General features: G+C 63.5%; 19 protein-coding genes. 15 read left to right on the top strand and 4 right to left on the bottom strand.

The features are described from left to right. Positions 1–136: 136 nt before the first annotated feature. From ASR47_RS18560 to ASR47_RS18600, 9 genes are all read left to right on the top strand, one after another. Positions 137–841, top strand: coding sequence for a TonB-dependent receptor (locus tag ASR47_RS18560; RefSeq protein ID WP_065309290.1), 705 nt, complete (start codon positions 137–139; stop codon positions 839–841). 17 nt (positions 842–858) lie between these two features. Next, positions 859–1,743, top strand: a complete 885-nt coding sequence (locus ASR47_RS18565) for a hypothetical protein (RefSeq protein WP_150127872.1) — start codon at positions 859–861, stop codon at positions 1,741–1,743. A 73-nt stretch (positions 1,744–1,816) separates the two neighbouring features. Beyond that, positions 1,817–2,950 carry a sensor histidine kinase gene (locus tag ASR47_RS18570; protein WP_065309292.1) on the top strand — a complete coding sequence of 378 codons (1,134 nt, stop codon included), beginning with the start codon at positions 1,817–1,819 and terminating at the stop codon, positions 2,948–2,950. A gap of 179 nt (positions 2,951–3,129) precedes the next feature. Further along, positions 3,130–4,572 carry a circularly permuted type 2 ATP-grasp protein gene (locus tag ASR47_RS18575; RefSeq protein ID WP_065309293.1) on the top strand — a complete coding sequence of 481 codons (1,443 nt, stop codon included), beginning with the start codon at positions 3,130–3,132 and terminating at the stop codon, positions 4,570–4,572. Continuing rightward, positions 4,572–5,516 (top strand): alpha-E domain-containing protein, encoded by a 945-nt coding sequence (locus ASR47_RS18580; RefSeq protein WP_065309294.1) that lies wholly within the window; start codon positions 4,572–4,574, stop codon positions 5,514–5,516. Before ASR47_RS18575 ends, ASR47_RS18580 begins: the two co-directional genes overlap by 1 nt. Beyond that, positions 5,516–6,325, top strand: a complete 810-nt coding sequence (locus tag ASR47_RS18585; protein WP_065309295.1) for a transglutaminase family protein — start codon at positions 5,516–5,518, stop codon at positions 6,323–6,325. Before ASR47_RS18580 ends, ASR47_RS18585 begins: the two co-directional genes overlap by 1 nt. A gap of 91 nt (positions 6,326–6,416) precedes the next feature. Next, positions 6,417–7,295, top strand: a complete 879-nt coding sequence (locus ASR47_RS18590; RefSeq protein ID WP_065309296.1) for a proteasome-type protease — start codon at positions 6,417–6,419, stop codon at positions 7,293–7,295. Positions 7,296–7,392: 97 nt separating this feature from the next. Then, complete coding sequence (locus ASR47_RS18595) at positions 7,393–8,709, top strand: alpha/beta fold hydrolase (protein ID WP_065309297.1); 1,317 nt, start codon at positions 7,393–7,395, stop codon at positions 8,707–8,709. A gap of 98 nt (positions 8,710–8,807) precedes the next feature. Beyond that, positions 8,808–9,230: a Fur family transcriptional regulator gene (locus ASR47_RS18600; protein ID WP_065309298.1), complete on the top strand. Its 423-nt coding sequence runs from the start codon at positions 8,808–8,810 to the stop codon at positions 9,228–9,230. Here ASR47_RS18600 and ASR47_RS18605 read toward each other — a convergent pair. Then, positions 9,202–10,230, bottom strand: a complete 1,029-nt coding sequence (locus tag ASR47_RS18605) for a CobW family GTP-binding protein (protein WP_065309299.1) — start codon at positions 10,228–10,230, stop codon at positions 9,202–9,204. The two genes, ASR47_RS18600 and ASR47_RS18605, sit on opposite strands and share 29 nt — an antisense overlap. Beyond that, positions 10,230–11,474, bottom strand: coding sequence for a zinc metallochaperone GTPase ZigA (gene zigA / locus ASR47_RS18610; protein ID WP_245714405.1), 1,245 nt, complete (start codon positions 11,472–11,474; stop codon positions 10,230–10,232). Before zigA ends, ASR47_RS18605 begins: the two co-directional genes overlap by 1 nt. A 150-nt stretch (positions 11,475–11,624) precedes the next feature. Between zigA and ASR47_RS18615 the strand changes: the two genes are divergently transcribed. From ASR47_RS18615 to ASR47_RS18640, 6 genes are all read left to right on the top strand, one after another. Next, on the top strand, positions 11,625–13,721 hold the full coding sequence (locus ASR47_RS18615) for a bifunctional 2',3'-cyclic-nucleotide 2'-phosphodiesterase/3'-nucleotidase (RefSeq protein ID WP_065309300.1): 2,097 nt from the start codon (positions 11,625–11,627) through the stop codon (positions 13,719–13,721). Positions 13,722–13,731: 10 nt separating this feature from the next. Then, a complete protein-coding gene (locus ASR47_RS18620) occupies positions 13,732–14,424 on the top strand; it encodes a tetratricopeptide repeat protein (RefSeq protein ID WP_065309301.1) in 693 nt (230 codons plus the stop codon). A 76-nt stretch (positions 14,425–14,500) separates the two neighbouring features. After that, positions 14,501–15,937 (top strand): catalase, encoded by a 1,437-nt coding sequence (locus ASR47_RS18625; protein ID WP_065309302.1) that lies wholly within the window; start codon positions 14,501–14,503, stop codon positions 15,935–15,937. Between the two features lie 158 nt (positions 15,938–16,095). After that, positions 16,096–18,087, top strand: a complete 1,992-nt coding sequence (locus ASR47_RS18630; RefSeq protein ID WP_082989027.1) for a serine protein kinase — start codon at positions 16,096–16,098, stop codon at positions 18,085–18,087. Then, the gene (locus tag ASR47_RS18635; RefSeq protein ID WP_065309303.1) at positions 18,084–19,250 is read left to right on the top strand and encodes a DUF444 family protein; all 1,167 of its coding nucleotides are present in this window, start codon (positions 18,084–18,086) and stop codon (positions 19,248–19,250) included. The genes ASR47_RS18630 and ASR47_RS18635 overlap by 4 nt, the downstream gene beginning before the upstream one ends. Next, positions 19,247–20,632: a SpoVR family protein gene (locus ASR47_RS18640; protein WP_065309304.1), complete on the top strand. Its 1,386-nt coding sequence runs from the start codon at positions 19,247–19,249 to the stop codon at positions 20,630–20,632. The genes ASR47_RS18635 and ASR47_RS18640 overlap by 4 nt, the downstream gene beginning before the upstream one ends. Before the next feature lie 15 nt (positions 20,633–20,647). On the opposite strand, the gene ASR47_RS18645 is transcribed toward ASR47_RS18640, so the two are convergent. Both ASR47_RS18645 and ASR47_RS18650 read right to left on the bottom strand, forming a co-directional pair. Further along, positions 20,648–21,712: an SDR family oxidoreductase gene (locus tag ASR47_RS18645; protein ID WP_065309305.1), complete on the bottom strand. Its 1,065-nt coding sequence runs from the start codon at positions 21,710–21,712 to the stop codon at positions 20,648–20,650. Then, complete coding sequence (locus tag ASR47_RS18650) at positions 21,712–23,004, bottom strand: nucleotide sugar dehydrogenase (RefSeq protein ID WP_065309306.1); 1,293 nt, start codon at positions 23,002–23,004, stop codon at positions 21,712–21,714. Before ASR47_RS18650 ends, ASR47_RS18645 begins: the two co-directional genes overlap by 1 nt. Positions 23,005–23,147 lie beyond the last annotated feature (143 nt).

Genomic DNA, 23,147 nt, shown 5'->3' on the forward strand with positions numbered 1-23,147 from the left:
TGGCTGTGAAGGGCTTGGCTCATGGCGCTGGTAGTTGGGTGACAGAATTCAACAGTGTACTCAAAAGCAACCTAGCCCTGAAAAATGGCAGGCTGCGAGTGGGAATATGATCACCCATATCTAAACAAATAAGCATATGTCATTGTATGCGAATTATATTGAGGCTTTGATCAAAGGTCCTGTCGCCACAGGTACATACGTGGAAGACGGAAAGACTCTGGTAGTCGAAAACATGGGGCAAATATTCGCTCCTTACAAATCAAAACAGAAAGAAATTGGAATCAAATACGATAGCGGCAAGCTGGGTATGAGTGCAGCGCTGTTCACAACTGACAAACCGCTGCTCGCGGTGTCAGGGAAGCGTGCTGAACTGTCTGGCAATCAACGTAACCAAGGACTGGAGTTGTCGCTGTTCGGTACACCAATGTCAGGCGTTCGTTTTATTGGAGGACTTACATGGCTCGACACGGAGCAGAGTGGGTCCAATAAGCCTGAAAACAATGGCAATAAAGTTATCGGCGCACCAGAAACGCAGCTGAGTATTAGTGGTGAATGGGACCTCCCGAATGTAAAAGGGCTCAGCCTGAATGCCCGCACCGTCTACACCTCGACCCAGTATGCCGACCTGGCCAATACCAAGCAACTGCCGTCGTGGACTCGCTTGGACATAGGTGCACGCTATTTGACAAACTTAGCAGGGAGGGATGTAACTTTGCGAGCACGCATTGATAACGTTACGGATCGCAACTACTGGTCTTCGGCTGTCGCCTTGTTCGATAGCGGCAGCCTGGTGCTCGCGTCGCCGCGCACGGTGGTCGTTTCCGCCACGGTCGCGTTCTGATCGGCAATAATGGGCGCATGAACCTGCGCCCATTATTGCTGTTCCTGTTAGCACTGCCCCTGCCCGCCGCCGCCCAGAAACCGGTGGCTTGCCAATACGCGGCCTGGAAAAGCGGCTTCCAGGGCAATCCCCGTGCGCAAGCATCCTGCCTGCTGCGCCCGGTTTATATGTATGCCCGCCTCGGCCAGGCTGGCGCCCTGCCCGCCTTTCTCGATCGCCACGTCGGTGAAAAAACGGCTTTGCGCGTCAGCCACCTGAAAGCCTACCTGGCGCGGCAGCAGATCGCAGAAAATGACCTGGGCGGCGCGCTCGATGCGCCATTGTCGCGCGCGTCCGGTCGCCTGATTTCGCCCGTGGCCCGCTATTTCGTGATCCACGACACCAGCTATCCGAATTTCCTGCTTGACCCGATTCCCGCCCTGACCGACACGCGCGAGTGGGCATTCAACGATTTTGCCGTGCGCAACCCGGCCAAAGGTGGCGGCCCGAAGGGCCATGTGTATGTCAACCGGCTCGGCGAGTCTGTCACCGTGCTCGGTTTCGATGTGGCCAACTACGCCTCCAAGCTGGAAAAGGACAAGCCCACGCTGACCGGTCTGTTCCTGCACGTGGAACTGGTGCAGCCGCGCAAGTCCGATCCGGCCGGTGGGCGTGGCAATGACGGCGTGGCGCCGGCGCCCGGCTTTACGCCGGCCCAGTACGAACGGCTGGCCCTGCTGTATATCGCCGCCAGCGTGCGCAAGGGCCGCTGGCTGATTCCCGCCTTTCATGCCGTGCTTGACACGGGCTATGCCAACGGCCACGACGATCCGCAGAATTTTTCGCTGGCCGCCTGGTCAGAATCGATCGCACGTTTGATCGATATCATGCAGCAGCCAGACGGTACTGCATCACCCCAATAAGGCCGCCTATTTGTACGATACTGGATGGCCGCGCATCGGACTGCACCGCTGCGTGCAGCCTTGCGGAGCCAGCTTGTCATTTGCCCACGAATCAGCGTCCCCTGCGGCGCGTCCACGTTTGCGCACGCAGCGCATCGCCGACCTGCGCGAGGCCGTGCTGCACGAATGGGAACACCGCGTGCGCGCCAGCGTGCGCGGCGCCGAGCAGCTGTTGCCGCCCATACTGATCAACACCCTGCCGGCGTTTTTCGACCACCTGGCCGAGGCGCTGTCGCGCGACCATCCGCGCGATACGGCCGCCAGCAACAGCAATATGCCTGCCGTGCACGGCAACGAACGGGCGCGCATGACCAGCTACGGCCCGGAGCAGGTGATCCAGGAATACCAGATCTTCCGCGACTGCTTCGCCGACGCGGCGCTGGCGGCCGGCCTGCCCTTGCGGCGGCGCGACTGGGCCATCCTGCACGCCTCGATCGATATCGCCATCCGCGATTCGATCCGCGAATTTACGGCCATGCACGAAGGTTTCCAGCGCCGTATCGCCGCCGGCCTGTCGCACGACATGCGCAATCCGCTGTCCGTGATACTGATCAGTGCGCAACTGCTGCAGCGCCGGGACAAACTGGAGCCAGGAAAAATCACCGAGCTGACCCAGCGCATCGTCGACTACGGCAAGCGGCTCGACACCATGATCGAGGAACTGCTCGACACGCTCAGCTACCACCGGGGCCAGCACCTGCCCTTGGTGCTGACGACATTCGACCTGCTGCCGCTGGCGCAGTCCGTCTGCGACCAGATCAACCTGCAGCATCCGGGCAAATGCCGGCTCGCCGGCAGCGGCGTCACGGGCTGGTGGTGCGAGAATTCCCTGCGCCGCGCGCTGGAAAACCTGCTCGGCAACGCCGTCAAGTATGGCGACGCAGACGTCATCGACGTGCGTGTCGAGCACGATCACGATCGCGCGCGCGTGGCCGTGCACAACAGCGGCTCGTTTATCGCCGACGAGCAGATGACGCGCATCTTCGACTATCTGCGGCGCGAACACCGCGGCCCGGCACCGGGCTGGGGCATCGGCCTGCCGTATGTGCAGAACGTGGCCGAAAGCCATGGCGGCAGCGTCGGAGTCGACAGTTCGCCCGCCACCGGCACCACCTTTACGCTTGACCTGCCCATCGATTGCCGCCCTTACGTCCATCCCGGCGCCTGAATCCTCACTGGCGCCATCCCCAATACCGCCCGTCTAGCCGTCCTGGGCGCACCAATGCGGTGCAGCTCACACAGCGGTGCATTAAAAATGGTCTTTTTTGATATTTCTTTCTGGCATGCTTCGTGCTCAGGCTACTGCTGAGGTAAGCTGACAACCAGGCTCTAGGGGGAAATAATAATATGGCGACTTTTTTCAATGAAATGACGGCGGAGGCAGTGGGCACGGAAAGCAAGGTCCGTGAACACTATCGTGAATTCCATCAGTGGCTGGAGCAGCAATCGCCGGAGACCATCGAGCGCAAGCGCGCCGAAGCGGATCTGACGTTTCGGCGCGTCGGCATCACCTTCGCCGTCTACGGCGACGATGCCGGTACCGAACGCCTGATTCCGTTTGACACCATACCGCGGATTATCCCGGCCGACGAATGGGCGCAGATGCAAACCGGCCTGGTGCAGCGGGTCAAGGCACTGAACATGTTTATCCATGATATTTATCATGACCAGAACATTATCAAGGCCGGCATTATTCCGGCGGAACAGATCTACAAGAACGCCCAATACCGCCCGGAAATGCAGGGCATTTCCGTCGCCTCCGACATCTACGCCCATATCGCCGGGGTCGATATCGTACGCGCCGGCCAGGGCGAGTTCTACGTGCTGGAAGACAATCTGCGCGTGCCGTCCGGCGTGTCCTACATGCTGGAAGACCGCAAGATGATGATGCGGCTGTTCCCGGAGCTGTTCGCGCGCAACCGCGTGGCGCCCGTCGACCACTATCCCGACATGCTGCTCGACAACCTGCGCTCGGTCGCGCCGATGGGCGTCGATGACCCGACCGTGGTGGTAATGACGCCGGGCATGTACAACTCGGCCTACTTCGAACATGCGTTCCTGGCCCAGCAGATGGGCGTGGAACTGGTCGAAGGCAAGGATCTGTTTGTCAACGACAATTCCGTCTACATGCGCACCACGCGCGGGCCGAAGCGGGTCGACGTGATCTACCGCCGGGTCGACGACGATTTCCTCGATCCGCTGGCCTTCCGTTCCGACTCCTCGCTCGGCGTGCCGGGCCTGCTGTCGGTCTACCGCGCCGGCCGCGTGACCCTGGCCAATGCGATCGGCACCGGCGTGGCCGACGACAAATCGATCTACCCCTTCGTGCCCGACATGATCAAGTTCTACCTGTCGGAAGAACCCATCCTCAACAACGTGCCGACTTACCAGTGCCGCAAATCGGCCGACCTGTCCTATGTGCTGGCCAACCTGCCCAAGCTGGTGGTCAAGGAAGTGCATGGTGCGGGCGGCTACGGCATGCTGGTGGGGCCGGCCTCGAGCAGCGCGCAGATCGAGGACTTCCGCCAGCGCCTGCTGGCCAACCCCAGCGGCTATATCGCCCAGCCCACGCTGGCCCTGTCGGCCTGCCCGACCTATGTGGAATCGGGCATCGCACCGCGCCATATCGACCTGCGCCCGTTCGTGTTGTCCGGCAAGACCATTTCCATGGTGCCGGGCGGCCTGACCCGCGTCGCGCTCGGTGAAGGCTCGCTGGTGGTCAACTCCTCGCAAGGGGGCGGCACCAAGGATACCTGGGTACTGGAAAAATCTTTCGCTGGAGACAAATAATGCTGAGCCGCACCGCCGATCACCTGTTCTGGATGGCCCGCTACACCGAGCGCGCCGAAAACACGGCCCGCATGCTGGACGTCAACATGCAAACCTCGATGCTGCCGCAGTCCGAGGAAGACGCCGAGCAAGGCTGGCGCGCCACGCTGGGTATTTCCGAGCTGCAAAGCGCCTACGATGCGAAGTACGGCCGCTTCCATACGCGCGACGTGCTCGACTTCATGGTACGTGACCCGAACAACCCGTCGTCCATCATCGCCTGCCTGACCGGCGCGCGTGAAAACGCGCGCGCCGTGCGCGGCACCCTGACCACCGAAGTGTGGGAAACCCAGAACGCCACCTGGCTCGACATGCAGAAACGGCTGAAAAGCAATCTGCTGGAGACCGATCCGAGCGCCTTTTTCGAATGGGTCAAATACCGCTCCCACCTGTCGCGCGGTGTTACCTTAGGCACCATGCTGAAGGACGAGGCGATTCATTTCATTCGCCTGGGCACGTTCCTGGAACGGGCCGACAACACGGCGCGCATCCTGGACGTGAAGTTCCACGGTGCGAAAGACGCGTCGAAAGATATCGCCCAGCGCGATTTTTACTACTGGGCGGCGCTGCTGCGCTCGGTTTCGGGCTTCGAGATCTACCGCAAGGTGTATCGCGACGTGATCACGCCCGAGCGCGTGGCCGAACTGCTGATCTTGCGCGGCGACATGCCACGCTCCCTGCTGGCCTGCATGGATGACGTGGTCGACAACCTGCACCATATCCGCAACGATGTGTCGGCCGATACCGAGCGCTTCGCGGGCCGCCTGCATGCCGAGCTGAAATTCGGCCATATCGACGATATCCTCAAAGCCGGCCTGCACCATACCCTGACCGAGTTCCTGGAAAATATCTACGAACTGGGCAACCGTGTCAGCCGTGATTTCCTCGTTCCCCTGGCGGCCTGATGATACTGACCATCCGCCATGAAACCCGCTATGACTACAGTACGCCGCTGGCCTACACGATACAGCAGCTGCATCTGACGCCGCGCATCGAACCGCAGCAGCGCGCGCTGTCCTGGCAGATCAATACGCCAGGGCAGTGCCATCCTTACACGGACGCCTACGGCAACCTGTCGCACATGCTGACCATCAACGGCAAGCACCAGGCGCTGTCGCTGGTGGTGCAGGGCGTGGTGGAAACCATTTACCCGTACCAGGGCCGGCTGAACCTGATCGAGACCCTGTCGCCGCTGTTGTTTACTATGCCGACGCGGCTGACCGAGCCGGATCCGGCCATCGTCGAGCTGGCCGCCGCCAGCCTGCCCGAGCGCGGCACGCCGGCCGCCACCGGCCACTTGCTGCTGCTGGCCGAGAGCATCGCCGGCAAGGTCGCCTATGAAAGCGGCGCCACCGAAGTGACCACCACGGCCAGCGCCGCGCTGGCGCTGGGGCGCGGCGTCTGCCAGGACCATGCCCATCTGTACCTGGCCTGCTGCCATGCCTGGGGCATCCCGGCGCGCTATGTGTCGGGCTATATCGATCCCGGCACCAGTGGCCACGCGGCCAGCCACGCCTGGGTCGACGCCTGGGTGGTCGACAGCGACTTTGCCGGCTGGGTCAGCATCGACGTCACGCATGCGCGCCTGATGACGGATGCCTACTGCCGGCTGGCGATCGGCCGCGACTACGATTCGGCCGCGCCGGTACGCGGCGTACGCCAGGGCGGCGGCAAGGAAAGCATGAGCGTCGACGTGCAGATCGTGCCGTCGTAGACGCGAAAAACGAGGCTGGGCGGGGCCTGCCGCCCAGGCTGGCCTCGCCGGCTGGTGTAAAATGGCGTCTTTTTGATTCATACCGCTCACGATGACTTATTGCATAGGCATGCGCCTTAACGAAGGACTGGTGTTTCTGTCCGACTCCCGCACCAACGCCGGCGTGGACCACGTGGGCACCTTCCGCAAGATGAGCGTGTTTGAAAATCCGGGCGAGCGCATGCTGGTCCTGATGACCGCTGGCAACCTGTCGGTTTCGCAGGCGATCCGCCAGATCGTCTCCGACCACGTGGACAGCGACGGGCGCAGCATCTGGAATGTCACCAGCATGTACGACGCGGCGCGCATCGTCGGCGAGGCCGTGCGCACCGTGCACCGGCGCGAAGCGAAGGCGCTGGCCGACTGCGGCATCGATTTCAATGTCAGCATGATATTCGGCGGCCAGATCGGTAGCGAGCGCTGCCGCTTGTTCCAGATCTATTCGGCTGGCAACTTCATCGAATCGCACGACGAAAACACCTATTTCCAGATCGGCGAAGCCAAGTACGGCAAACCCATTATCGACCGCGTGATCAACCCGGCCACCAGCCTCGACGAAGCTGCCAAGTGCGCCTTGATTTCCATGGATTCGACCCTGCGCTCGAATATTTCGGTCGGCCTGCCGCTCGATTTGCTGGTCTATGAAACCGAGCGCCTGGCGGTGACGCGTTTTGTCACCATCGATGAAAAGAACCAGTATTTCCGCATGATCCGCGACACCTGGGGCCAGCAGCTGAAAAACGTCTTTGAAAGCATCGTCGACCCGGTATGGAACGCGGCGCCGGACACCGCCAGCAATGTGTTGTCATCGACCACCATGCACAGCAAGCCGGTGCGCGTGGCGATTCCCGACCATGCCGGCCGCGGCGGCCACGGCAGCGCGCCGCTGCAATCGCTGGCCCAGCAGTTCGACAGCGGTGAACAGCATTGAGCGGCCTGGCACCACGTTGAGGCAGTGGCGCGCGCCGTGCTTTTATGGCAAGATGAATTGATATTCCATTCATATTGCACACAGAGGCGGGTGGCCCATGGACCTGATCACGTCGGCGATATCGGCCGCCATAGCCCACGGCGCGCCGGCGGCGAGTGAAAACATCGAACGGCTGTACCAGCGCCTGAAAGCGGCCATCGGTCGCCTGGCCGGCGCCGCCGAGGTGCTGGCCGCGATAACCTCGCTGGAAGCGGAGCCCGATTCCCCGGACCTGCGCCTGGCGCTGTCCAGGGCGCTCGCCAGCGCGAAAGCGCCCGACGATATGGCCACGCTGTTTGCCGCCCAGGCGCTGCTCGATCAGTTGCCCCAGCCCGTGGCGGCCGCAGTCGCCGAAACAAGCGCGCGGGTCAGCAACTACGCCGTGGTCAAGGTCGGCTTTGCCACCGACCGCCAGCGCAACCTCGGCAAACCGCCGGCACAGCGCTTCGGCAACGAGCGCAGCAACGCAGGCAACAATAACGCCGGCCTCAGCTACGGCCACTGCGAGATCAGCATCCCGCGCGACCATCGCATGGGCGAACTGGAGTCGCCCTCGCTGTGGCGGCTGGAGTTGCGCTCTGACCCGGCCCGGCATGTGGTGCTGCTGACGGCGCAGGTGGAGGACCAGGCCACGTTCTTTGCCGGCGTGGCTGCGCAAGTCAAGGCGTCGGCAGCCAGCAGCGCCTTGATCTTTATCCATGGCTACAACGTCAGCTTCGAGGAGGCCGCGCGGCGCACCGGGCAGATGGCCTACGATCTCGGTTTCGATGGCGCGCCCGTGTTCTACAGCTGGCCGTCGCAGGGCGATATGGCGCGCTACACGGTCGACGAAAGCAATATCGAATGGAGCACGCCGCATCTGCAGGCGTTCCTGGCCGACTTTTTGCAAAAAACCGATGCCGCCAGGGTCTACCTGATCGGCCACAGCATGGGCAACCGGGGCCTGGCGCGCGCCGTGGCCGCATTGATCGGGGACCAGCCCGAGCTGGCCCGGCGCATCAGTGAAATCATTCTGACGGCGCCCGATATCGACGCCGGTGTCTTTCGCCAGGAAATCGCGCCGCGGCTGACGGCCGCACGGCATCCGGTGACCCTGTACGCCTCGTCCGAAGACCTGGCGCTGGCGGCCTCAAAACTGGTGCACGGCTACCCGCGCGCGGGCGACAGCGGCGACGGCATGCTGCTGCTGGCCGGCGTGGAAACCATCGACGCCACCGGCGTGGACACGGGTTTCCTCAAGCACAGCTATTTTGCCGAGCAGCGCTCGGCCCTGTCCGACATGTTTTATCTGATCCACAACAACGCGCGCGCCGACCAGCGCTTTCTCGATGCGGTCGACACGCCCAGGGGCCGCTACTGGACGTTCAAGCCCTGACAGGCAGGTGGGCAGGCATGTTAAGATGCGGTAAAACGGCATGGCAAAGACACGGCGACCGCGCCGCTTGAAGACCATGCGCATGCAGGCAAACCTTTATGTTGAATTCTTCTACCGAACACGCTGAATCGCTGATCCGCAGCACCAATGCCCGCGTTACCAAGACACGCGTCAAGGTGCTGGACTTCCTGATGGCGCAAAGCCAGTCGATGACCCACCATGAAATCCAGCAGGCGCTGTCGCAGGACAGCGATATCGATTCCGTCACCCTGTACCGCGTGCTGGAATGGCTGACCGAAAACGAGCTGGTGCACCGCATTGCCGGCGGTGACCAGGTCTGGCGCTTCAGCGCCGGCGGCGGCCACCAGGCGCATGAGCATGCCCACTTCCAATGCAACAAATGCGCCACCGTCACCTGCTTCAATGAAGTCAAGCTGCCCGCCCCCGTCGCCCTGCCCGAAGGCTTCAGCGGCGGCGACGTCGATTACCTGATCAAGGGACTGTGTCCGCGTTGTAAGTAACTGCGGGCGGTGGCGGCTGGTAGCCAACCACGCAGCGGTCCAGGCCCCGTATCAAAGTGTCTTGCGGCAGGCCCCGGCCTATAAACACCATCTTGCTGGCCCGTGTTTCGCCATCGCGCCACGGCGCGCCCAGCTCCGAGCCCATCAGCATGTGCACGCCCTGGAATACGGCGCGGCACGGCGTGTCTTCGATATATAAAATGCCCTTGTAGCGCATCAGCTGGGTGCCGAACAGCTGCACGATGGCGTCAAGAAAGTTCTCCACCTTCTCCAGGTCGAGCGGCTGCGGCTGGTGATAGACGAACGACTGCACGCCGTCGCCATGGCGGTGTCCCAGTTGGCCGAGAAAGTCGGGTTCCAGCTCGACGATGGCGTTCAGGTTGAAGCCGCGGATATTGAGGATATCGCGCAGCGGCACATTGCCAAAACTCACCTTCTGCATGCTGGCGCGGCAATTGATGGCCAGCAGGCGCTGGCGCAGCACGGCCAGTTCCTCCTTGCTGACCAGGTCGGTTTTCGACAGCAAAATGCGGTCGGCAAAGCCCACCTGCTCCTGCGCCTCGCGGTGCTCGGTCAATTGCTGCTGAGCATGGCGGGCGTCGATCACGGTCAGGATCGCGTCAAGCATGTAAAAGGCGCTGACGGACGGCTCGGCAAAAAACGTCTGCGCCACCGGCCCGGGCGCGGCCAGGCCCGTCGTTTCGATGATCACATGATCAAAAACCAGGGTACCGGCAGCGCGTTTTGCCTGCAGTTCGCCCAGGATGCGGATCAGGTCGCCGCGCACGCTGCAGCAGATGCAGCCATTGTTCATCTCGACAATCTGCTCGTCGCTGTCCTGCACCAGCAGCGCATTGTCGATGCTTTCGGCGGCGAATTCGTTTTCGATGACTGCAATGCGCAGGCCGTGCTTGCCTTGCAGGATGCGCCTGAGCAAGGTGGTCTTGCCGCTGCCGAGAAAGCCGGTGATGATGGTGACGGGTATAAGGTCGTCGTCCATCAGGCGACCTCGTCCAGCTCTTCCATGCGCTGCCACTGCGGGAACGGATCGGCGAGGCTGCGCCAGACGTCCATGCCCAGGCGCGTCTCGGTGGGGGTGAGCTGGCAACGCCGCAGGTCGGCTTCAATGGCGGCCTGGTCCATGTCCTGGCCGATCAGCACGATTTCCTGGTAGCGGTCGCCATACGGTTCGCTCCAGCCTTCCTTCAATTGCGCCAGCGATTCGGCGTCAACCGGCCAGCGTTCCTGCGGCACGGCGGCCCACCACAGGCCCACCGGTTCGATATTCATCAGCTTGCCCGCACCGGACAGGCTGGCCACCCACTGCGGACGGCTGGCCAGCCAGAAATATCCCTTGCTGCGCACCACGCCAGCGATCGGCTGCGAAATATAGTCGTACAGGCGCTGGGGGTGAAACGGCTCTTTTGCGCGGTAGACAAAGCTGCTGATGCCATATTCCTGCGTTTCCGGCTTGTGCACGCCGGCCAGCTCCTGTGCCCAACCCGGCATATTGGCGGCCTGCTGCAGGTCGAACAGGCCAGTGCCCATGATGGCGTCGAGCGGCACCACCGATTGGTTGGTTTCGATCACGCGTGCGCCCGGGTTCAGCGCCTTGATCAGGGCCAGCACGCGCAGGCGTTGCGCCGCATCGACCATATCGACCTTGTTGACGACGATCACATTGGCAAACTCGATCTGTTCCGTCAGCAGGTTCGCCAGCTGGCGGTCGTCGCCCTCGCCGGCCGTCTCGCCGCGCTGCGCCAGGCTGTCCTCGCTGCCGAAGTCGTCCAGCAGGTTGGCGCAGTCGACCACCGTCACCATGCAGTCGATCTGCGCCACCTGGTTCAGGCTGACGCCGTCTTCATCCTCGAAATCAAAGGTGGCGGCCACCGGCATCGGTTCGCCCACGCCGGTCGACTCGATCAGCAGGTAATCAAAGCGGTCTTCCCCGGCCAGGCGCCGCACCTCCAGCAGCAAATCGTCGCGCAGGGTGCAGCAGATGCAGCCGTTGGACATCTCGACCAGTTTTTCTTCGGTGCGCGACAGGGCCGCGCCGGCCGCCTCGCTGCCTTCGCGTATCAGCGAGGCGTCGATATTGACTTCGCTCATGTCGTTGACGATCACCGCCACCCGCTTGCCCTCGCGGTTGCGCAGAATATGGTTGAGCAAGGTGGTCTTGCCGGCGCCCAGGAAGCCGGACAGCACGGTGACGGGAAGCTTGCGTGGTTGCATCGATATGGTCATGATTTTCCTTGTTGCAGTTAAGTTGCGTTTGCAGATTATAATGCAGCTCGATTGCATCTGAAGAAAATTTCTCGGGAAGCCAACCACTGTCATTCGGCCGTCATATGGCGGCGCTACAGTCGCGTCCTTTGAATCTTTCCGGGAATGGCAATGAAAACAAACTGGATCATGATGGCGGCGCTGGCAAGCGCGGGCCTGGTTGGCTGCAACGGCAGTTCGAACAAGGCGGCCAACATTCCCGAAGGCACGACGGTCACCGTGGCGCTGCTGGAAACCACCGATATCCATTCGAACGTCCTGAGCTACAACTACTACGCGCTGGCAGAAGACACCAGCCTGGGCCTGGAGCGCACTTCGACCCTGATCCAGGCGGCGCGCGCGGAAAACCCGAACAATGTACTGCTCGACGACGGCGACGTGATCCAGGGCACCCTGCTGGCCGACCTGCAGGCCGTAGCCGCGCCCGTGCCCTGCACCGCCACCCTGGCCGTGCACAAGGCCATGAACGCGCTCAAGTACGACGCGGGCGGCATGGGCAACCATGAATTCAACTACGGCCTGGGCTACCTGAGCCAGATCACCAATACCGATTTCGGCATTCCCGGCGTCAGCAAGCCGACCGGCAACTGCGGCGCGCCCACCTTCCCTTCCGTGCTGAGCAATGTGGTCGGCGTGGCCAGCGGCAAGCCGATCTTCAACCCCTACGTGCTGCTGCCGCGCGATTTTGCCGCCGTGGCGCCCGATGGCAGCAAGCTCAACGTCAAGATCAATATCGGCGTGATGAGCTTTGTGCCGCCGCAAATCCTGGAATGGGATCAAAAGGTCCTGGCCGGCAAGGTCAGCGTGACCGGCGTGCAGGAAGCGGCAAAGCAGTATGTGCCCGAGCTGCGCACCAAGGGCGCCGACCTGGTGGTGGCGCTCTCGCATGGCGGCCTGGACACCAGCGCCTACAGCCCGAAAATGGAAAACGGCAGCTATCATCTGACCAGCACCGGCATCGACGCGCTGATGATCGGCCACTCGCACCTGATCTTCCCGAAAGGCCGTGAAGCGGGCGCGGCCGCACTGGACGCCTCGTTTTCCGCCTTCCCGGCCAGTGCCAGAATCGATGGCGACAAGGGTTTTGTCAACGGCGTGCCGACCGTCATGGCACAAAGCTGGGGCCGCCGCCTGGGCATCATCAAGCTGACCATGGTCTACCAGGGCGGCAAATGGGTGGTGCAGCAGGACAAGACCACGGTCGAGTCGCGCGGCTTCAGGCAGGCCGACGGCAGTAACGTCAAGGCCGACCCGGCGATCGCGCCGCTGGTGGCCACCGAGCACGACGCCACCATCGCCTACGCCAAAAAGCCGCTGGGGGTGAGCACTGATTTTGAAATGTCGGCCTATTTCGCGCTGGTCGGCGACGTCAGCGCGATCCAGCTGGTCAACCAGGCCCAGCTCGATTATGTGAAGAACTTTATCGCCACCAGCACCGATGCGACCCTGGCCAGCTACAAGAATATCCCCGTGATTTCCTGCAGTGCCCCATTCAAGGCAGGCCGCAACGGGCCGTCGGACTTCACCGACGTGGCCGCTGGCGCGACCCCGGCCGCACCGGTCGGCCTGCAGGTACGCAATCCTGGCGACCTGTATTTATACAGCAATAACAACCTGCAAGCCGTCAAGATCAAGGGATCGGACCTGAAAGCCTGGCTGGAAACCTCGGCCAAACAGTTCGCCCAGATCGACCCGGCCAAGACGGCCGAGCAGGACCTGGTGCCAACCTACGGCACGATCTATAACTACGACGTGTTCTATGCCGAGAACAATGCGCTGACCTACCAGATCGACGTGACCAAGCCGATCGGCAGCCGCATCGTCAACCTGCGCCACAAAGGCGTGGCGGTGGCCGACAGCGATGACTTTATCGTCGCCACCAACGACTACCGCGCCGGCGGCGGCGGCGCCGTGCCCGGCATCGACGGCAGCAAGACCATCATCAAGTCGCCGAACGCCAACCAGGCGGTGGTCAGCAATTACCTGCTGGCACTGGCTGGCAAGGGCGCCGGCAAGGTCACCCTGGCCGACAACGGCAGCGCGCGCAGCTGGAGTTTTGTCAAGACCGCCACCGCCGGCCCGGTCATCCTGCGCTCGGCGCCGGGCCATCTGGCGCTGGCGAAAAGCGGCGGCATCGCCAATGTGGTGGCCGAAGGCGCGCTGGATGCGAGCGGTTTCGCCAGGTACGCGATCGACCTGAGCAAATAAGGAGCATGCGATGAAAACGGCCCTCTCCTTTCCTGCCCTCGTGCTCGCTGCCGCCCTGGCGGCGTGCCAGGCGTCACCACCGCCGACGACGGCGCAAATCGAGGCGGCCGCCATGCATGCGCGCCAGGCCGGCGACCAGCAGGCCGAGCGCCGCGTGCGGGCCTGGGCCAGCAAGGGCATGCCGGTGGCCGAGCGCGAGCTGGCCCTGGTCTACCAGGCGCGTCCGGCACGCCGCGCCGACGCCCTGCGCCTGTTCGAGCAGGCGGCGCGCGCCGGCGACACCGAAGCGGCGTACGAAATGGGCCAGATGCTGCGTGCGGCCAGCCCTGGCGCGGCCTGGAGCTGGTACCGCATGGCGGCCCAGCGGCAGCACGCCCGCGCGGCGCTGATGCTGGGCCTGCTGGCGGCCAATGGCGAAGGCGTGGCGAAGAATCCGGTGGAAGCGGCACATTGGCTGGCCGTGTCCAGCGAGCTGGGCAATGCGCACGCCATGTTCCTTCTGTATAACGCCTACCGCGAGGGCCGTGGCGTCGAGCAGGATGCCGGCAAGGGCCTGGCCCTGCTGGAGGAAGCGGCCCATCACGACTATCCGCCCGCCATCCAGGAGCTGGCCATGACGGTGCAGGCCAACGATGCGCTGCGCGCCGGCCACTTGCTCAAGGAAGCGACCGAGCACCGGCATAACAACTGGAACCGTTTCTGAGCCTGACCTTTCGGGAGTGGCGCAATTGGCCGGTCTGCTTGTATGATCCGAGAACTTATAATAAAGAAAGAGTCCGATGAAAAAGCTCACTACCGCCTTCGGCGCGCCTGTCGTCGACAACCAGAATACGCAAACGGCCGGCCCGCGCGGCCCGGTGCTGCTGCAAGACGTCTGGTTCCTGGAAAAACTGGCCCACTTCGACCGTGAAGTGATCCCCGAGCGCCGCATGCACGCCAAGGGTTCCGGCGCCTACGGCACGTTTACCGTTACCCACGACATCACGCGCTACACGCGCGCGAAGATTTTCAGCCAGGTCGGCAAGCAAACGCCGCTGTTTGCGCGTTTCTCGACCGTGGCCGGCGAACGCGGCGCGGCCGATGCGGAACGCGATATCCGCGGTTTCGCCCTCAAGTTCTACACGGAAGAAGGCAACTGGGACCTGGTCGGCAATAACACGCCCGTGTTCTTCATGCGCGACCCGCTGAAATTTCCTGACCTGAACCATGCCATCAAGCGCGATCCACGCACCGGCTTGCGCAACGCCAACAGCAACTGGGACTTCTGGAGTTCGCTGCCCGAAGCGCTGCACCAGATCACGGTGGTGATGAGCGACCGGGGCCTGCCGCGCACCTTCCGCCACATGCACGGTTTCGGCAGCCATACCTTCAGCTTGTTGAATGCCCAGAATGAACGTTTCTGGGTCAAGTTCACCTTCAAGACCCAGCAAGGCATCGAAAACCTGACCGACGCCGAAGCCGAAGCGCTGGTCGGCAGGGACCGCGAAAGCTCGCACCGCGACCTGTATGAGAGCATCGAAAACAAGGACTTCCCGCGCTGGACCCTGTTCGTGCAGATCATGCCTGAGCAGGAGGCCGGCACTTACCATATCAATCCGTTCGACCTGTCGAAAGTGTGGCCGCACGGCGACTATCCCTTGATCGAAGTGGGCGTGCTGGAACTGAACCGCAATGCCGACAATCACTTTGCCGAAGTCGAGCAGGCCGCCTTCAACCCGGCCAATGTGGTGCCAGGCATCAGCTTTTCGCCGGACAAGATGCTGCAAGGCCGCTTGTTCTCGTACGGCGATGCGCAGCGCTACCGCCTGGGCGTCAATCACAGCCTGATTCCGGTCAACGCGCCGAAGTGCCCGTTCAACAGCTATCACCGCGACGGCCAGATGCGCGTCGACGGCAACCATGGCGGCACCCTGTCGTACGAGCCGAACAGCGCGCAGGAATGGGCCGAGCAGCCGGACTTCCGCGAGCCGCCGCTGACCCTGGAAGGCGCGGCCGATCATTGGAATCACAAGGTCGACGAGGATTACTACTCGCAGCCGAAAGCGCTGTTCCAGCTGATGACGCCAGCGCAGCAGCAGGCGCTGTTCGACAACACGGCGCGCGCCATCTCGGGCGCCTCGACACAGGTCAAGGAACGCCATATCGGCAACTGCACCCTGTGCGACCCGGCCTACGGCGCTGGCGTGGCCGAAGCGATCGCCCGCCTGAGCAAATAAGTCGTCATGACTTGCCCTGCCCCGGCCCTGTGCCGGCGGCAGGGCATCTTCTCTACACGATAGTTCCGCTTTTACAATTGAGCGACATCAGGCATGCCTGAGGCCCCAGCGCCGATACTGCTTTCATCGACCGCATGCATGGCGTATGGAAGGGGAACATGACAAGCTCAAGGGTGACACTGGCCACTGGCGTGGCAGATCAGGACGGCGGTAGCGATGCCCGCCGCGCGCAGTTTCTGCACGGCATGGCCGGCTACAACGATGCCCACCGCGCAGTGCGCTGGAGCGGGCGCTTCGACGATTTCCTGGCCCGGGTGCTGCCCGGACGCGCCGCGCTGTTGGCCCGCAGCGCCCATCAATATATCTGGGACATGCTGCGCGCCAATGGCCATGAAGACGCCAGTGGCCAGTTCCATTGCGCGCTGTTCGACGACGAACTGTTCGGCATCGATGTGGCCATCGGCCGGGTTGCCGCCTATTTCAAGGCCGCCGCGGCCGGCTCGGAAGTGGGCCGGCGCATGTTGCTGCTGCTGGGACCGCCTTCGGGCGGCAAGTCCACCCTGGTGATCCTGCTCAAGCGGGGCCTGGAAGCCTATAGCGGCAGCGACGACGGCGCGCTGTACGGCATTGCCGGCTGCCCCGTGCACGAGTCGCCGCTGCACCTGGTGCCGCAGGGCATGCGCAGCGAGTTTCGCGACAGCTATGGTGTCGAACTGCACGGCGAGCTGTGTCCTCATTGCCGCGCCCGCCTTGATGAACAATACCAGGGCGACTTCTTGCAGATGCCGGTCGAGCGCATCGTGCTGTCCGAGGCGGGCCGCTGCGGCATCGGCACCTATGCGCCGCATGACCCCACCACGGCCGACCTGGCCGACCTGGTCGGCTCGGTCGACCTGTCCAAAGTGGCGCAATACGGCGACGAAGGCGACCCGCGCGCCTGGTCATGGTCGGGCGCCGTGTATGCGGCCAGCCGCGGCATGCTGGAAATGATCGAGATCCTCAAGGTCAAGCGCGAATTTCTGTATCTGCTGCTGACCCTCACGCAGGAAAAAAACGTCAAGGTCTCGCGTTTTCCACTGATTTACCTCGATGAAACCATTATCGCCCATACCAATCTGGCCGAGTTCCGCAAATTCGTGCAGGAAAGCGAGAACGAAGCCCTGCTCGACCGCATGGTCATCGTGCAAGTGCCCTACACCCTCAATTACCGCGAGGAAGCGCGCATCTACCGCAAGCTGATCCTGTCGGCGCCGGCGTTTCGCGCCGTGCACCTCGACCCGCACGCCCTGCATGCCGCGGCCGTGTTCGCCATCCTGAGCCGGCTGCAGGACGGCGACGAGAAAGAGGCCGAGCTGGTGCAGCGGCTGCGCATCCATGCCGGCGAAGACGTGGAGGACCTGAACCAGGCCGATGTGCGGCGCTTGCGCGAGCGAGAACGCGACAAATCAGGCCAGGAAGAAGCGCTGTCGGGGGTGTCGCCGCGTTTCGTGATCAATGCGCTGTCGCATGCCATTATCGCGGCCGGGCGCGACAGCCTCAGCACCATGGATGTGCTGCTGGCCTTGAAGGACAGCATCGACAACGATGCGCGCATCGAACCGCGCCGCAAACGCCGGTGGATCGACTACCTGGTACTCACGCGCAAGGATTTTTACAACCGCTGGGTCAAGGCCGATGTGCACAAGGCGCTGTTCGTCTCGTTCGAACAGGAAGCGCAGGATCTGCTGGACAAATACCTCGACGAAGTCGAGGCCATGCTCGACAACCGCCAGGTACGCGACCCCATCACCGGCGACGAACGCCGCCCCGACGAGCGCTTCCTGCGCGCGGTGGAAGAAAAAATCCATATCAGCGACTCGGGCAAGCAATCGTTCCGCCAGGAAGTGGTGCGCAAGGCCATGGGCGCCTTCAAGCGCGGCGAGGCGTTCGGCCTGGCCAGCCATGCGCCGCTGCATGATGCGATCCAGCATTATCTGTTCGAACAGCGGCGCGACGTGCTGAGGCTGGTCAGCTCAAGCAAGCGGCCCGATGAGGACGTGCGCGCCAAGGTGTCGGCGGTCGAGCAGCGCCTGGTTGACGACTATGGCTATGATGCGCACAGCGCGCGCGAAGCGCTCAACTATGTCACCACCTTGCTGGCGCAGGAATGAGCACCGCCGCCCTCCAGCCCTGGTATGGCCTGTTTTCGCGCGGCGCGCGCGACTGGCTGCGCCACAACCAGAAAGTGCGCGAGGCGGTGCAGGCCCATTTGCCCGAGCTGATCGCCGGGCCGGACCTGATCACGGGCGCGCAGCAGCGCAGTGTGCAAGTGCCGGTGCGGTTGCTGGAACATGCGCGCTTCAGGCTGTCCTCGCCACGGCTGGACACGGGCGCCGGCCAGGGCGAAGGCGAGCCCGGCGACGTGCTGCGCCCGGCGCGGACCGTGGACGACGATGAGGGGGACGGCGACACGCGGGACGGTGGCGGCGGCGACGGCGAAATCCGCCTGCTGATGGAGTTTGCCATCGACGATATACTCGACTGGCTGTGGGAACACTTCAAGTTGCCCCACTTGCAGCCGCGGCGCCAGGGCGCCATCACTGAAGACCAGCTGGTGCGCGCCGGCTGGGACAAGCACGGCGCCCGCTCCCGGCTCGATCGCCGCCGCACCGTCAAGGAAGCCATCAAGCGGCGCGCGGTGCAGCGGCATCCGGTGCCGTTCACCAACGACGACCTGCGTTACAGGCAGTTGCTGCAGCGCCCGCTGCCCAGCTCCGAGGCGGTGGTGTTCTTTGTGCTCGACGTGTCGGCCAGCATGGCCCTGGACCAGCGCCGGCTGGCAAAAACCTTCTTTTTCCTGGCCCTGCAGGGCTTGCGGCGCAGCTATGCGCGCGTCGACACGCGCTTTATTGCGCATACCACGCGCGCCTGGACGTTTTCGGAAAGCGACTTTTTCCAGGTGCACGGCATGGGCGGCACCATGGCCTCGAGCGCGTTTCGCCTGTGCCGCCAGTTGCTGGCCGAGCGCCATGGCGGCGCGCGCGACAACGCCTATCTGTTCTATGCCTCCGACGGCGAGAACTTCAGCGAGGACCGCAACGCGGCCAGCGTGGCGCTGGGGGAACTGGCCAGCGAACTGAACTACATGGGCTATGTGGAAACGGCCACCGGCATGCCACGCGCGCTGGAAACAGAAACCCGCGCCCTGTGCCTGCAGCAGGCGCGGCGCGGCTTGCCGCTACAGACCAGTATCTTGTCAGGACCTGACGATATCTGGCCGGCGCTGCGCAGCTTTTTCCAGCACGAACATGCGGCGCAGGGAGCGGCGGCATGACGGACGATACCGCGGACCCGGCGTTGCTGGCCAGCCATGCGGCACGCATCGAGGCGCTGGCCGTGCAACTGGGCCTGGAATTCGACCGGGTCGACTTCGAACTGGTGCCCAACAGTTTCATGGCCGAGATCGCCATCTATGGCCTGCCGGTGCGCATGCGCCACTGGTCCTTCGGCGTGCGCTATATCCACCAGCTGGTGCAGCGCAAGATGGGCCACTCGCATATCTTTGAAGTGATGTTCCCGGGCGACCCTTGCCGCGCCTATATGTCGCACGACAACACCCTGGCCGAAAATACCCTGGTCACGGCGCATGTGCTCGGCCATGCCGACTTTGCCCGGCGCAACGCGCTGTTTGCCCGTTTCAGCGCCATGGCCGGCAAGCGCATCCTGGAACACAGCGCGGCGCGCGCCCGGCGCATCGATGCCGCGTGGCAGGCCCATGGACAGGACAAGGTGGAAGCGGTGCTGGACGCGGCGCTGGCGCTGGAACAGCATGTCGATATTCATGGCGAGCTGTACCGCCAGCCTTACGCCAGCACCGCCATGCCCGCACCTGAACAAGCTGTCGCCGGCCCGTTTTCCCGGCGCTACCGGCAACTGCCCGGCGAACAGGCCGCGCTGGCGCCCTTGGCCGAGCGGCGCTTGACGCCGCCCTGCCCCGAGTACGATCTGCTGTGGTTTATCGCCCACTACGCGCCCGAACTGGCCGACTGGGAGCGCGATATTTTCCTGGCCGTGCGCGAAGAATCGTTCTATTTCTACCCGGTCTATGCCTGCCAGATCATGAACGAAGGCTGGGCCTCGTACTGGCATGCGCGGCTGCTGCGCGAGGCGGATTTCTTGCCGCCGGCACTCTATCTGGCGGCGCTCAAGTCGCATTCGGACGTGGTGCGCCCGCATGCGGGCGAGCGGCAGGCGGCGCTGGCGATCAATCCTTATCACCTCGGTTTTGCCATTTGGGAACACATCATCGCGCGGCAGGGCCTGGAGGCGGCGCGCCGCATCTGCCGCGACGACGACGATTTCAGTTTTATCCGCAACTATCTCGATGCGGAACTGGCCGACCGCCTGGGCCTGTTCGTGCATGAAAGCCGCCACGACGGCGAGACCCGGCTGGCCAGCCGCGACCTGCACGCGATCCGCGAGGCGATCCTGGCGCCCAAATACCATTATGGCGCACCGTGCATCGCCGCCACCTTGCTCAACGACGACGGCAGCCTGGTGCTGCGCCACGACCACCAGCGCGATGGCCGCGGCCTGGCGCTGGAACAGGCGGAGCAGGTACTCGCTTATATTGCCAGGATCTGGCGCCGGCCCGTCACCTTGCATACGGCCGACTTTCGCGGCACGCCGCGCGTATTGCAAGGCAAGCAACCATAAGGCGGTGCGGCGGCGTCAGGCTTGCGTGCCACCCGCCACCGTTGCGCCCTGCTGCGCCGCATACCACGCCACCGTCTGCCGCAAGCCCTCGCGCAGCTCATGCGTGGGTGCATAACCGAGCAGCCGCGCCGCGCGGCTGATGTCGGCCTGGGAGTGGCGCACGTCGCCATCGCGAAAGCCGCCATGCAGCGGCGCTGGCGCTTGCTGGCCTGGCCGTACTTCCATCACCATGGCTTGCATGGCGGCATGCAGTTGCAGCAAGCTGGTGCGCCCGTTGACGGCCACGTTGAAGACCTCGTTGACGGCTTGCCGCTGGACGCTGGTGGCCGCCAGCAAATTGGCCTGCACGGCATTGGCGACATAACAGAAGTCGCGGCTGGTGCTGCCGTCGCCGTTGATGCGCACCGTGTCGCCGGCCAGCATGGCCGCCAGCCAGCGCGGGATCACGGCCGCATAGGCGCCCAACGGATCCTGGCGCGGCCCGAATACATTGAAGTAGCGCAGGCCGACCGCTTCGGTGCCGTAGCAGCGGCCATACAACTGCGCATACAGCTCGTTGGCGCGTTTGCTCAGGGCGTAGGGCGACAGCGGCTCGCCGATCGCAGCTTCCACTTTCGGCAGGCCCGGATGGTCGCCATAGATGGCGCTCGACGAGGCATAGACCAGGCGCCCGGCGCCGGCCGCGCGCGCCGCCTCCAGCATGCAGACAAAGCCGCCCAGGTTGACGTCATGATACAGCTGCGGTTCGCGCAGCGAGCGCGGCACTGAGCCGAGCGCCGCCTGGTGCAGCACGATATCGGCGCCGGCGCAGGCGCTGGCGCACGCGGCGGCGTCGCGTATATCGCCTTCGAGCAGGGTAAATCGCCGCCAGGCCTGCTGGCCGACGCTATCTCGCACCTGCGCCAGGTTATGCCGGTGGCCGGTGCTGAAATTGTCCAGGCCGCGCACCGTCTGGCCCAGTTGCAGCAAGGTTTCGACCAGATGCGAGCCGATAAAGCCGGCCGCACCGGTCACCAGCCAGCGCCGTGGCGATTGCCGCAACTGCGCGCAGGTCTGCTGATAAACGCTAGTGTCCGCCATTACAGCCGCCATACATGCAGGCCGTCGTCGGTCAACGGACGTGGATCGAAATGCGATTTGATGTCGATAAAGCAGCCGTTGTCGACCACCTTGGCGCGGTAATCGGCCAGTGGCCGCGACAGCAGCGCCTGGTGCGACACCGCGCTGATGATCGCCTCGGCCTGCGGCAATTGTTCCCAGCTCAGCAGTTCCAGGCCGTATTCCTCCAGCGCTTCGCGCCCGTCGGCCACCGGGTCGTGCACATGCACCTGCACGCCATAGCTTTGCAGCTCGTGGATCATGTCGACCACCTTGGAGTTGCGCAGGTCGGGACAATTCTCCTTGAAGGTCAGGCCCAGCACGTTGACATGCGAGCCCTTGAGTTTGAAGCCGGCGCGCACCATTTCCTTGATGGTTTTTTCGGCCACGAACTTGGCCATGCCGTCGTTGATGCGGCGTCCGGCCAGTATCACATGCGGGTGATAGCCGAGCATTTCCGCCTTGTGCGTCAGGTAATACGGGTCGACGCCGATACAGTGGCCGCCGACCAGGCCCGGCCGGAATGGCAAAAAGTTCCATTTGGTGCCCGCCGCCTGCAGCACTTCCAGGGTATCGATGCCGATGCGGTCGAAGATGATGGCCAGCTCGTTCATCAGCGCAATATTGAGGTCGCGCTGGGTGTTTTCGATCACTTTGGCGGCCTCGGCCACGCGGATGCTGGATGCCCGGTGCACGCCGGCCTCGACCACGCCTTCGTACAGGCGCGCCACCTGCGCCAGCGTCGCCTCGTCGTCGCCGGACACCACCTTGCGGATGCTGGCCAGGGTATGCGACTTGTCGCCGGGATTGATGCGTTCTGGCGAGAAACCGACATGGAAATCTTCCTTCCAGCGCAGGCCCGAATGCTGTTCCAGCAGCGGAATGCAGATTTCCTCGGTGGCGCCCGGGTAGACGGTCGACTCGAACACGACAATGGCGCCGCGTTTCATGTGGCGCCCGGCCGTGGCGCTGGCGCCGGCCAGGGCCGTAAAATCGGGATTGTGCGCGCTGTCGACGGGCGTCGGCACGGCGATGATGATGAAATCGGCCAGCTGCAGTTCGGCCGGGTCGCAGCTGACGCTGAGCCACTGCGCCGCACGCAATTGTTCGGTGCTCACTTCGCCGGTGGGGTCGACCCCTTCGCGGTAGCTGGCCACCTTGCGCGCCGACAAATCAAAGCCGATGGTGCGCTGGCGCGCGCCAAACGCCACCGCCAGCTGCAAGCCCACATAACCGAGTCCTACCACTGCCACCACGCCTGCATCCTTGTCCATGCTGTTCGCTCCATCTGGTTGCCGGCCGGTCTGCCGCCGTCTGGAAATTCTACGGTTGCGTCCAGCGGTATTCTTGAGCAGGAACAAGCATGGCGGACGCTGGCGCGGCGCCGGGCCGCAAAATCGCCGGCGTATTGAGCGCA

This window comes from Janthinobacterium psychrotolerans, from assembly GCF_001677885.1.
Taxonomy (GTDB): Bacteria; Pseudomonadota; Gammaproteobacteria; order Burkholderiales; family Burkholderiaceae_D; genus Janthinobacterium; species Janthinobacterium psychrotolerans.